This window comes from Zavarzinella sp. (genome assembly GCA_041399155.1).
Classification (GTDB): domain Bacteria; phylum Planctomycetota; class Planctomycetia; order Gemmatales; family Gemmataceae; genus JAWKTI01.
In genome coordinates, this window is record JAWKTI010000001.1 from 489,845 (window position 1) to 501,757 (window position 11,913).

The 11,913-nt window shown below is 49.0% G+C and carries 11 protein-coding genes; 5 read left to right on the forward strand and 6 right to left on the reverse strand.

Annotated features, from left to right (window positions below; translation table 11 throughout):
• The first annotated feature begins 304 nt into the window (after positions 1–304).
• Complete coding sequence (locus tag R3B84_02115; GenBank protein ID MEZ6139342.1) at positions 305–2,155, forward strand: beta-propeller fold lactonase family protein; 1,851 nt, start codon at positions 305–307, stop codon at positions 2,153–2,155.
• Between the two features lie 91 nt (positions 2,156–2,246).
• Here the strand turns inward: R3B84_02115 and R3B84_02120 are convergent, their stop codons facing one another.
• The 5 genes from R3B84_02120 to R3B84_02140 all read right to left on the reverse strand — a co-directional run bounded on the left by R3B84_02120 (position 2,247) and on the right by R3B84_02140 (position 8,215).
• Positions 2,247–3,209, reverse strand: a complete 963-nt coding sequence (locus tag R3B84_02120) for a hypothetical protein (GenBank protein MEZ6139343.1) — start codon at positions 3,207–3,209, stop codon at positions 2,247–2,249.
• The gene (locus R3B84_02125) at positions 3,206–4,474 is read right to left on the reverse strand and encodes a DUF1501 domain-containing protein (GenBank protein ID MEZ6139344.1); all 1,269 of its coding nucleotides are present in this window, start codon (positions 4,472–4,474) and stop codon (positions 3,206–3,208) included. The genes R3B84_02120 and R3B84_02125 overlap by 4 nt, the downstream gene beginning before the upstream one ends.
• Before the next feature lie 22 nt (positions 4,475–4,496).
• The gene (locus tag R3B84_02130; protein MEZ6139345.1) at positions 4,497–6,605 is read right to left on the reverse strand and encodes a DUF1553 domain-containing protein; all 2,109 of its coding nucleotides are present in this window, start codon (positions 6,603–6,605) and stop codon (positions 4,497–4,499) included.
• An 18-nt stretch (positions 6,606–6,623) separates the two neighbouring features.
• On the reverse strand, positions 6,624–7,496 hold the full coding sequence (locus R3B84_02135) for a hypothetical protein (protein MEZ6139346.1): 873 nt from the start codon (positions 7,494–7,496) through the stop codon (positions 6,624–6,626).
• A gap of 95 nt (positions 7,497–7,591) precedes the next feature.
• Positions 7,592–8,215: a ribonuclease HI family protein gene (locus tag R3B84_02140; GenBank protein ID MEZ6139347.1), complete on the reverse strand. Its 624-nt coding sequence runs from the start codon at positions 8,213–8,215 to the stop codon at positions 7,592–7,594.
• 74 nt (positions 8,216–8,289) lie between these two features.
• On the opposite strand from R3B84_02140, the gene tsaB reads away from it, so the two are divergent.
• From tsaB to R3B84_02160, 4 genes are all read left to right on the forward strand, one after another.
• A complete protein-coding gene (gene tsaB / locus R3B84_02145) occupies positions 8,290–8,943 on the forward strand; it encodes a tRNA (adenosine(37)-N6)-threonylcarbamoyltransferase complex dimerization subunit type 1 TsaB (protein ID MEZ6139348.1) in 654 nt (217 codons plus the stop codon).
• 144 nt (positions 8,944–9,087) lie between these two features.
• Positions 9,088–9,783 (forward strand): metallophosphoesterase family protein, encoded by a 696-nt coding sequence (locus R3B84_02150; protein MEZ6139349.1) that lies wholly within the window; start codon positions 9,088–9,090, stop codon positions 9,781–9,783.
• A 95-nt stretch (positions 9,784–9,878) separates the two neighbouring features.
• On the forward strand, positions 9,879–10,184 hold the full coding sequence (locus R3B84_02155; protein ID MEZ6139350.1) for a hypothetical protein: 306 nt from the start codon (positions 9,879–9,881) through the stop codon (positions 10,182–10,184).
• A 136-nt stretch (positions 10,185–10,320) separates the two neighbouring features.
• Complete coding sequence (locus tag R3B84_02160; protein ID MEZ6139351.1) at positions 10,321–11,040, forward strand: SMI1/KNR4 family protein; 720 nt, start codon at positions 10,321–10,323, stop codon at positions 11,038–11,040.
• Between the two features lie 112 nt (positions 11,041–11,152).
• Here R3B84_02160 and R3B84_02165 read toward each other — a convergent pair whose 3' ends face one another.
• Positions 11,153–11,830 carry a DUF4956 domain-containing protein gene (locus tag R3B84_02165; protein MEZ6139352.1) on the reverse strand — a complete coding sequence of 226 codons (678 nt, stop codon included), beginning with the start codon at positions 11,828–11,830 and terminating at the stop codon, positions 11,153–11,155.
• Positions 11,831–11,913: the final 83 nt, after the last annotated feature.

The following is an 11,913-nucleotide window of genomic DNA, read 5'->3' on the forward strand; positions in this document are numbered from 1 at the left end:
TTTCAGTGTACATCATAGCAAGACTGTTCCACAAGTGCAGACAGAAAAAATGAACGATTCATGAGAAATTATTCCTTTATCTCAAAAATTGCTCACGGTGGTCGCCGGAATATCCCGGACAATACCTTGAACCACCCAATGTGGGTAAAAGTTTGCAGGTTATCTGCTTAACATCACGCAAAGAAAGTGGTACAATCCCGATAAGTGATACCACCCTACCATGATTCAAATGTTCAAACAGATATTTTATTGCACAATCCTGTTTATTCTTCCAACCGTTACATTCGCTAGAACCAGCAACAGTTTGTTAGACGTTTCTTCTGATGGCAAAATGTTGCTGGTGGCCAATACGGATAATGGCACCGTCTCTGTGGTAGATTTAATTACCAGCAAGGTGCTTCGCGAAATTGTGGTGGGAGACCATCCCGAAGCCGTTTCCTGGCTGGGAAGCAGCAAAAGTGCGATTGTTACGGTCTATCGAGATGACAAAGTCCTTCTCCTTGACGCTGAAACAGGCAAAGTAACCGCCACCATTAAGACGGAAGCAGAACCATACGGTGTTGTAACCACAAAAAATGGCAGCAAGGCCTATGTATCCCACGATTACCCAGGGGTGATTAGTGAGATTGACGTTGCCAGCCAGAAAGTGGTACGCACCATGTCTGCAGGCAAGTGGGCACGTGGGCTGGCCATCAGCCCGGATGAAAAAACTTTATACTGCAGCAATTTTTTCACTGCCGATCTTACTGCACTGGATGTGGGATCAGGCAAGATCAAAGATAGTTGGCCAGGAAAATCGATTGATAATCTGGCCCGCAATGTGGTGGTGCACCCGAGTCGACCGAAAGCCTATCTGCCCCACATCCGCAGTCGGGTGCACGTCTTCGATGCCCGTGGGTCGATTATTCCCGAACTGAGCGTGGTATCTACCCACGATAACAAGGAAGAAAAACGCCGTGGTTCGCTGTCACTGGATACCTTCAACGGCGTTTACGTCGTTGCCAATCCGTGGGAAGCGGCAATCAGCCCAGATGGGAAGCAGTTTTTCATCGTATATTCCGGCACAGACGATATGAATTATTGCACCGTAGTAGATGATGATTACCGTGAAGTGGAACAGGCGGGCGTCATTCGTGTCGGAAAACACCCGCGTGCGGTGATTTTCAGCCCGGACAGCAAGCGTGCTTATGTTTACAACACAATGGATTTTCAGGTGCAGGTGCTGGATACAACCGGCAGTCGACCACGCACCTTGCAAACGATTACTGTCTGCGATCCACCCCACACACCAGAATGGGTGCGTGGAAAAATCCTTTTTCAAACAGCAAATCCACCACTGACCCGTGCAAAGTGGATTTCCTGCTCTTCCTGCCACCCCGATGGGGCGCAGGATGGCAGAATCTGGCAGAATCCAGAAGGGGATCGTCGCACACCGCCTTTATTTGGCCTGGCTCATACCCACCCGTTGCATTGGTCGGCTGATCGCGATGAAGTCCAGGATTTTGAATACACCATTCGTGGTAAGTTGATGGCTGGCAGGGGCTTAGCGCTTGGAGCCATTAAACCTCGCACAGAATTTCTGAAACCTAGCGAGTTGGAAGAAAAATTGTCTGGTCGTTCAAAGGATCTGGACGCACTTGCGATTTATACGAACTCATTTCAGCCGAAATTGTCGCCCCACATTCCAGAACCCGGGAAACTATCCGAAAGTGCCCTGCGTGGGAAGGAATTGTTCTTCAGCAAGGAAGTCGCGTGTGCCACCTGCCATTCGGGCAGTTATTACACGGACAGCACCTTACAGAAGCCATTCAAGCTTCACGATGTTGGAACAGGTGGGGATGAACGGGAAAAAATGGGATCGAAATATGACACCCCCACATTAATTGGGGTGTATCGTAACGATACTTTCCTGCACGATGGGCGGGCAAAATCGCTACTGGAAGTGCTGACGGTGCACAATAAAAATGATGCCCACGGCAAAACCAGTCACCTGAAACCAGAACAATTGGAAGACCTGGTGGCTTTCATGAAGTCGCTGCCTTATGAAACCCCACCGGACAACACACCCAATACCGTGCCGCACCGCGTGATATTGCAACGACCAGAGAAAACTACTACCCAGAAAGAACCCAGCGATGCAGGTGGGGGCAAATAGACATTCTGATATCAAAATGAATATTGACCGTTCCACGTGGAACACTCAATGCTCAATTGAATATTGGAATGTTGGGCTGCAAGTTTACAGGTTATTTGCCCAACTTTGGCACGATGCGGCAGAGTTTTCCATCTTCCCCCGCTACCAGCAACGATCCGTCACGTGCAGGGGAAAGTAAGCAAGGCCGGCCTTCGATGGTGAGATGCGTTTCTTTGATTTCCATCGAATCAGGATCGATGATCAGGCAATTACCGCCATCAGTCACCACTGCCACGAGCGTTGCATTTGCAAGCCAACACAAGCCAACGGGCGTTTCTTTCAGCCGGGCAAATCGCACCATTCTTCCAATCGTGGGTTGCCAAAGTCGTACGGTCCGGTCTGTGCTTGCCGTCACCATTGTGGGGAGTATTTTTTCGGCATCGGGAAGTTCAGGTCGAACTGCTATCGCGACAATTGCCTGCGTATGATTCGAAAAACTACGTGCTAGTTTTCTGGAAGATATATCCCAGATTCGTAACGATTGATCAAGACCCGCAGTGGCTAAAAATGAGGAATTATTCACAAAATGACAGGCGAGCACCCCTTTGGAATGACCTTCAAACGATTTTGCAACCTTCAAGTCATTTGCTTCAATCACTTGAGTGATTTTTTCCAAACCAGCAACCGCCAGGTATTTCCCATCGTCAGACCAGTCAACGCAATACAAGGTATCTCGCTGTAAGTGCTTGTGAGATAACAGGTTCTGTGCAGGCAATTGGTACAATTCGATACTGCCTCGTTTACCTGGGTCCCCACCGACGACTGCTAGAGTCTTCCCATCGGGTGAAAACTTCAGATCGTGGATGGTGGGCATTTTCGTTTTTATCCGCTTCTGGTGCTGTAAACCGGGCCAATCGTACATATCGAGCCCTGCCTGGGAGCCCACAATGGCCCATTTGCCATAGTTGCTGATGGCGCCCGCTGTTAGCGGTGGCTTCGATTGACAGGAAGCTTTGGGAACGACCGACCACCAAATGAAAACGGAACACAGAACGGTCAGGCACAAGTTTCTCACAACAGTTCCTTGATCGGTTTGCCGTGTTGATTCACCATGATGGGGCGACCGTCTGGCGTCTGCAACTCTGTGTGCGGTGCAATCCCCAGGCGGGTGAAGAGTGTGCTGAGCAAATCTGCAGGAGTTACCGGGCGTTCTTTGGGGCTTTCGCCCATGGCATCGCTAGCCCCAATGACGCACCCTGCAGGCAGTCCCCCACCTGCAAGCACTGCGGAAAACACACGTGGCCAGTGATCCCGCCCACCTGCCGTGTTCAGCTTGGGTGTGCGGCCAAACTCGCCCATCATGACTACGAGCGTGCTTGCAAGCAGCCCACGCTGATGCAGATCGGTAATCAAGGTGGCATAGGCCTGATCCAGCAGCGGCACCAGACCCACACCCACTTTGGCTCCGGTATACCCCTCTTTCAGCCGCAATAAGAGATTGTTGTGTGTATCCCACCCAGGGTGGTGAATTAACACAAATGGCACCTGATGTTCCACCAGCCGACGGGCCAGCAAACAGCTTTGGCCAATGGTTCGGGAGCCATATTCCGTCCGTGTTTTCTGATTTTCCTGATGCAAATCGAACGCTTTCTTCACTTCGCGGTTGCTGCTCAGTTCAAACGCTCTGGCAAAATCATGTGGCGAAACATCTGATTTATGAGAGTTATCTAATCTTTCCAGGAAGCTTTGTCGTCTTTTCACCCGCACATCATTCAAGCCGGGGTAAAAGTCCAGGTCAGCCACTTCAAAATCGGCTTTTGCCGGATCCCCACCGGTGGCAAACGGTTGATATTGTTTGCCCAGAAAGCCGGCACCCGCATATGGGCGGTATTCTGGTATCGCCACGTAAGGTGGCAGCACCTGAGGAGTTTTCTGAGCCCATGCAGTGATAGAGCCGAAGCTGGGATAAGTTAACGCGGGGCTAGGCTGGTAGCCAGTCATCAGGTACTGGTTGGCGATCCCATGTTCGCCTAAAGGTGAAGTCAGCGACCGCACCAGCGTGAGGTGCTTCATCACCTGTGCGGTGCGTGGCAACCATTCTGAGATGCGAATCCCTGGGACCGTGGTTTCAATCGCCTTTGCAGGCCCACGCACTTCTGCAGGTGCGTCCGGCTTGATGTCAAACGTTTCCAGATGACTTGGCCCACCGTCCAGCCAGATGAGAATTACCGATTTTGCAGTGGGGCGGAGATCTTCAGCACGTACGCTTGCTTGAGATCCTGCCAGACATGGCAATGTGGCACCCATTCGCAAGAACGTTCTGCGTGCGATTGCTTTCATCTATATTTCTCCCAGCTTTGGGCTAACTATTATTTCGGAATTCGCGGCTGCAAAGCAGGCTCCAGAACAGATCTTCCAAAATCTCCTGCATCAACTTCTGATTTTCCTGTGGTAATTGCTGTTGCCAAAAAGCCTGTTCTGTTTCAGTTGGTGGGCGACAGAGTGTTCGCAAATAAAGTGCTTTCACAATTTCTAGCGTAGGCGTTTTCGTGGCAAATTGTTGCTGAAGAAAGCCGTTGGGATCAGAAATTCTGGCATTGATTGCTTTCCCATTGATCAAATGCAGGTTTGTGGTTAAGCCCGTACTGACCGCACCTTCGGTGCAACTGTCTGCCCGGTTACAACGACCAAGAATATCGAGCGAGCGATCTGGTACCGTTACGTTAATCGTCTGAATCTGCCGTTTGGTCGGTGCTTTGCCGTCCAGGGTTTGCGTTGCCTGTTGAACGCAATCCAAATAAGTTTCGGCCCAGAGTGGCTTACTGAAATAGCGAGAATAAAAGCGATCATCCAAGCGATTGTCTGTTGAAATTTCGCTACTGCGGGAATATGCCTGTGACAGCATGATTTTTCGAATCAGGTGGGGGAGCTGATAACCGTCCTGCTGAAACTCCGAGGCCAGCCGAGTCAGCAGTTCCGGGTGGGTTGCGGGGTTCGTTGCCCGCAGGTCGTCGACTGGCTCCACTAAACCACGTCCCATCAGTTCTTTCCAGATACGGTTGACGATCGATTTGGCAAAATAGGGATTGTCCGCTGCCAACAGCCATGTTGCCAACGGTTCTCTGGGATCGCGGGCCGAGGCCAGAAACTCAGCACCTGGCAATTTGGGTATTGCTGGCATTCCTGTGCGAAGATTGGTTACTTCGCCCCGCGTGGCAACACGGACGGTCTGCCCACGTTCCATTTTCGCAAAAACTGCTGCCAGTCCGTGGTAATCGTCCTGCGTCCAGCGATCCAGTGGGTGGTCGTGGCAGTTCGCACATTCCAGCCTCACTCCCATAAAGACTCGCCCCACCTGTTCTGCGTGGGTGCGTGCATCACGAGCCATTCGCGTAAAGTTTGCCGGCCCCTGAACATGGGAGTCACCTGTTGCCAGCATGAGATCCCGGGCAACACGATCCCAGCCACGGTGGGAACGAATTTGCTCCCGCAACCACTGGTGGTAGGTAATTGCACATTGTTCATCGTTGGGAAACGGCCTGATCTGCAGCCATGTCGCCCACTTGTAAGTCCAGAAATCGACATATTCCGGCGATTGCAGCAATCGATCAATCAATTTTTTCCGCTTTGCTGTATCTTTCGAGGACACAAACTGCTCAATTTCTTCTGTAGTGGGCAACGTTCCGGTCAGATCGAGGTAAATTCGACGAACTAAACGATGATTCCCCGTCTGACCGTTTGGTGGGATGCCTAATTTAACCAGTTGCTTATATATCTCATCGTCTATCCAGTGGGTTTTTTCTGTTTTGGGCACGACAATTTGTTGATCGGAGTATGGCACCACAATTTGCACAACGGCTAGTAGATCGAGATAACGTGCGACAACCAGATGCACCCCACGTCGCTGTGGGGTAATTGTTCGTTGCTTGAGGTCAATTTTCACAAGTGCCTGGTCGGCAGTCAGTTGCACCAGTGACGAAACATTTTTCGTTTTCCCATCTGCAAAGTGGGCAATCACGTCGAATGAAATCGCCTGGTTTGGCAATGAAATCGTTTCATGAGATAGATTTAATGAGATTTTCTTCAGATTTGCTTCGGTTTTCGGATAGCTCGCCCCATCTGCAAGCCATTGCAGGAGCAATTTTTCTTCAAACGAGTCTGCTTTGATCAACTCCCCACCTTCGTGGGGCAAGTCGCCTGTTGGCTTTTTCAGAATCAAGCTTTCTTCGGGCTTCAGATGGTGAATCCGCCGGCCTTCCAGATCGTGGACAATGGCTTTGAAATCAGCTTTCGGATTGGATCCGAACAACGACAGATGAAAACCACCTCGTCCAGCGGCAGCACCGTGGCAGGCACCGGAATTGCAGCCTAACCTCGTCAGCATCGGAACAACATCAGTGCGGAAATCGGCTGCCCACCCCCACCGTGGGAGACTTGCAATCACCAGAACTGCCAAGAAGATCGTTCGCACGAGTAAAGTTCCTGATTACTAGCGGGGAGATTTTGGTGATGGTTTCACAAACTCTTTCGCCCACTTTTTCAGCACTTCCTGAGCAGCAGGGGTGCCATAATTTTCCAGCTTGCCTGCATCAATAATGGTGTTGGCAATGCGGCCAATTTCTGCACGGGTGGCAGGGTTTTTCTCGGCATATTCTTCAACTTTTTTGGCCGCTTTGGCCACGTCTTCCGGGGTGGCAGTTTTGCTAATCACCGGCACCAGCAAACCACGTAAGTTCGGGTCCTGCATTGGTCTGGCTGGGTCTTTCTTGGGCATGGCGGTCAAGGTTTTTAAATCAGGAACTTTCCCGCCAGCTTGTTTCACCACTGCTTCCAGGATTTTTGGCAAATCCGCCTGAATGCTGGGCTGAACCAGTGCAAAGTTCGCAGTTACCTTCCCTTCATTGCCCACCAGAATGGTGAGCATCACGTTTCGATTCAGTCCATAATTGCCTGGGCCTTCAATACCTTCGGTATAAATGCCAATCGGTGCCTCTTTGGCCATGGCGTGCTGCACCCGCTTTAAGGTCGCTTCCGCTTCGGTGGCATCTGCCGTTAACCAAACAATCCCTGTATGCAAACCATCTTTCGCCCTGCTGGCCGTATATTCGGTCAGGGTGCGTGTCATGCTGGCAGAGAGGCGGTTGAAATCGTGCACGAACACCAGCACAATTGGCTTTTTGCCGGCAGCTGTGACAAAATCCAATTCTTTGCCTGCCTGTTCGCCATAAACGCCACGAACCTTAAAGGCGGGGAGCTTTTCGCCCACCTGGGGGCCGGAAAACTTCTTCTCTTCTGGTTCCTGGGCAAACATTGTGGTACAGCCCAGCACCAAACTACATGCAATAGACAGCGACAATTTCATGAGTGTATTCTCATCAATCGATAGATTTTTGATTAATTAATGTGGACGAGTGTTTTCATATCATCCTAACAGTTTGCCATCAGATAATGCAAACATTAACTTTTCTTTAATATGTTGGCATCGTCAAGAATGCTCCAGAGTTGATCCCACAATTGTTCCGGCGTGGGAACAGCTTCCCCACGGTTCCAGTTGTGCATTGCCTGTTCAATACAGATCAGGCACTCTTCGCGGGCATAGGCTTCTTTTTCGGGCGATACCTGTTTCGAACTGCTTGTTTTTGTGGCAGGCTTTGGTTTCGCAGCACTCGAACCTGGTTTTTTGAGAACGCGATCCAGTTCGATGTTGCACAGCTCATCAGCACGCTTGTTGTTGCCGCGCAGCACATGGTCAATCTGAAAGTGGTCTAATTTGTTGATTGTCTTGCGAACTTCCTGCCAGATTTCGAATATTTGTGGGTTTTTTACTTTGAATTCCCCACGTACCTGCTTCACCATCAATTCTGAATCGCTGTAGACATGCAGATCGGTGAAGCCCATGGCAACGGCATCGTGCAGCATCTGCCGCAGTGCGGAGTATTCAGCAATGTTATTCGTCTGATCTCCCAGGTATTCCGATTTTTCGATCGGTGGTTCGCCTGCTTCCTGAATCACATAGGCGTAGGCAGCTGGGCCAGGGTTCCCACGAGACGCACCATCCACGTAAACGGTAGCTTTTTTCAAGATTCTTCCTCTGAATTGCGTGCAAGAAAAGTCTATAACAAATGAGTAATGGTGGGGATTACTTAAAGATTTGCATGGATATCAGACTGATTATCGAAGGTTCGTGCCTACCAGCCATCGTGGGGATTTCTCGTGGGGAAGAAGTCGTTCAGGTTATTGAGCTTGATTCCCACAAACAACGATCCAGCGATCTGGTCATTGCGATCCAGCAACTGTTCCGCACCGTGGGGGCAACTTACTCCCAGTGCAGTGAAGTGATCTGTGGCTTGGGCCCGGGCAGTTACACAGGCCTGCGAGTGACGCTAAGTGCTGTCAAGGCAATGGTTTACGCTACTGGTGCACGATTTGCCGGCATCGAAAGTTTTGTCAGTTGGATTCCTTTTCAGCATCCCGACCCCCACCACGTGGCAGTCATTGATTCCGCACTGAAAGAAAAACTGTTTTACCGGAATTATCTGCGGAATTCTGAAGGTAACTGGTTACTGGATAATGACTTAGAGATTATTACCGGTGAAGAGAGTGCCTTGAGGCTTTCCCACGCAGATTGGATTACCGGACCGGAAGCAATTCGCAGGCAAAAATCCAACCCCGTACCATCGATTGACCGGCTGAAAGCACTGGTAGCGGCCACCAGGATTTACCCACAGTTGGTGCATACGGACGTCTGGCTGGCAGAACCACTGTATCTGCGTGGGAGCAGTGCTGAAGAGAATGTGAAGAAAGCTTAATTTTTGCACTTTGACACATAGAAAGTGCCACTCTCCGCCACGAAGATACTGGTAGTGATGTAGAATTATCGTACGGGCAAATTCAGACAATTACTCCTGGTGTCCCCACCGCACTCAGTTGGCACCAAACAGTGGTAGATCAGCATGGCACGCACACTTGCAATAGGCGATATTCATGGTTGCATCAATGCGTTGCTGACATTGGAGAAATTTGTCGGCTTTCAGGAATCAGATACGATTATCACTTTAGGTGATTACGTAGACCGTGGGCCGAATTCCTGCGCGGTGATCGATTGGCTAATCTTTACGAATCAAAAACGAAAGCTGATCCCACTTCGTGGAAATCATGATCTGATGATGCTGAAAGCAAGCACAGATAGAAAATGGAAGCATGATTGGATGGCAGCAGGTGGAGAAGCTACTTTACGATCTTATTCTCCTTTTGATCATGACCCTGGCTCAATGGTAGACATCCCAGAAACTCACTGGGACTTTCTGGAAAACCATTTGCTGCCATACTATGAAACAGACACCCACATATTTGTTCATGCAAATCTATTGCCGGATCTGCCGATGTCCGAACAGCCGGAATACTACCTTTATTGGCAGGATTTTGATGATAACTCAGGACATGAAAGTGGGAAAATCATGGTGTGCGGCCATAATTCCCAAAAATCCGGTCGTCCAAAGTTGAACGGCAATGCTGTCTGTATTGATACATATGTTTATGGAAGTGGTTGGCTTACTTGCCTTGATGTCGGAACAGGGAAAGTTTGGCAATCAAACGAAAATGGCGACACTCGGGTGTACATTCTCCAGGAATATAACTACGACAATTGAAAATAAATCCCGTAATTCTCTGTAGCTTCGCATTATTACGGAGCATACATCGACTACAAGTTTCAATTACACGGGACATTCACAGGATATTTCAAATGCCAAAACGAAAACCCGCCCTCCGCCATGAAGACACTGGGAAATATGCAGAGTTATCGTTGCGGGCAAATCCAGATGGTCTCGTGCTGGTATTTTCACCAAGTTTGGCTGCATTGTTGTCAATCGCAGAACGAGAAAAACGGAAACCGCTCACGAAAACGGAAGTGAATCGAATCAAAGATAGTGCACCAGCGATTGCAGTCACGTCTGAGCAAGCTGCGGCATTGGTAGAAGACCGTGGGTATGAAGATGTTGACCCACAACGTGCCTTTGACAATTGGCAAGAGATGAATGAAGAGACATAGTCAATGGGTTTATTGATTGTCACGCAGTTCCTTGTAGAAAATAATTGTCTCGTGTACTGAGTTGGAAAACACAGTTGTCTTGAAGCCTTGCGAAATTCTGCAGATTTCGCCCAGCAACATATCCGGTAAAGAGATCATGAACAAGAATCTGCGCTTTGAAGATCAATTCCCTGCATTGACTTCAAAAGAACTTGCGAAAATTGAAAAACTACTAAAGAAACGGTTTGGTTACCCATCTATTCCACCAGAACTCAAGCAGTTTCTATTGGAACATAATGGTTGCAAGTTTCAATCATCAAAAAAAGATTCCGAAACAGGCATTAAGGTCAATTTGCCATTTTTGGAATATGCACCCGTAGCGGGTATCTTTGGCATCTGGCAAGACCGATTTGATGATGTGCAAAATCTCGATAGGGATTATCCGGAGTTGTTTGCCTCCAATGAGAATTCCAAAGAAAATTTCGATGTCCTGCCAGACAAAATGATGTCATTTGCGTTTGAACACATTGATACAGGCAGTTTATTTGCGGTTTCTGTGGCCGAAAGAGACTATGGTGTTGTGTACTATTATTATGATCAGTACATGTATTCGATTGTTGGGAGAATCCGTTCCATAGAGAAAATTGGCGATTGTTATTACAACCAGAAAATTGGAAAAATATTAGAGAAATACAAAGTCAACAAAGAAGACGTCTGTTCGAACGACGGCGTATATAGTGATCATATTCACGACGATGATTCACTCGATTTATCCGAAGAATGCAGGTTTGAACTCAGTCGAACTTATTTCGTACCGGTAGCACCTACTTTTGCCGAATTCCTAAACCGCCTTAAAGCCTTTAAACTTGAAGATTAACAAATTGAATCGAACCTGCGAGCGATGAAAGAAAAGGCGAAGCGTAGCTAAGCCGTCGACTCACAAAGAAGATGATAATCCCGGATATTCACTACTTTCTGGTGATCATCTCCTAATCCTGCTTGACTTTCAATTCCACCCCTTGCACACCGTGGAGGGTGTTGATTTCTCCTACGCAGTCTAGGAGCTGGCGGTCGTCATTCATGTGCACCAGATATTTCAGTTCAATCGCGGGACCCTTGCTGACCGTGCCTACTTCCTGCACCACCGCTTTTGAACAATATTTTTCGAATATTGGTGCAAGTACTTCCTGGTGGGCAACACCGAGTTCGATTTTTACTGTTAAGATGCAAACCGTAGTAATTTCCGGGTCAGATGTCACTGGCCGCACAATCCAGGCGGCAATTCCACCTAGCGGCAAGCCAATCAGAGCGACATTCAGAAAACCTGCCCCCAGTGCCATCCCCACGGCCACTGCAAAGATCACAAATGCGGTATCGCGGGTATCGGCCACAACGGTGCGGAAGCGGACAATCGATAATGCACCCACCAGGCTGAAAGCCCGGGCGGGGCTGTTGCCAATGGCCATGGTAACCATTGTGATTAGTCCCGTCAGTAATACCAGCGTGGGGATGATATTGTTGGTATCTGGCTGCCTGGAAACTCGTGTGGCACGAAAAATAGCTGCAACCACGCCACCAAAAATAAACGAAATCGATATGCGTAACGCAATTGTGGTCGAATTCAGCCCTTCACTGTTTAACAGTGGCTCTTTTAACCAATCCAGCATCAACAAACTCTTTTCAGGTGGGGTACGGACCAGGGAGGGATTCTGCTACTTACATCCTACGAACTGTTACCGGCATAACAGCA

Bases quoted from the DNA above. Each gene is read 5' to 3' on its own strand.
- tsaB (MEZ6139348.1), top strand. From the start codon at position 8,290: ATGGATATCAGACTGATTATCGAAGGTTCGTGCCTACCAGCCATCGTG.
- R3B84_02150 (MEZ6139349.1), top strand. From the start codon at position 9,088: ATGGCACGCACACTTGCAATAGGCGATATTCATGGTTGCATCAATGCG.
- R3B84_02155 (MEZ6139350.1), top strand. From the start codon at position 9,879: ATGCCAAAACGAAAACCCGCCCTCCGCCATGAAGACACTGGGAAATAT.
- R3B84_02165 (MEZ6139352.1), bottom strand. From the start codon at position 11,830: ATGCTGGATTGGTTAAAAGAGCCACTGTTAAACAGTGAAGGGCTGAAT.
- R3B84_02135 (MEZ6139346.1), bottom strand. From the start codon at position 7,496: ATGAAATTGTCGCTGTCTATTGCATGTAGTTTGGTGCTGGGCTGTACC.
- R3B84_02160 (MEZ6139351.1), top strand. From the start codon at position 10,321: ATGAACAAGAATCTGCGCTTTGAAGATCAATTCCCTGCATTGACTTCA.
- R3B84_02125 (MEZ6139344.1), bottom strand. From the start codon at position 4,474: ATGAAAGCAATCGCACGCAGAACGTTCTTGCGAATGGGTGCCACATTG.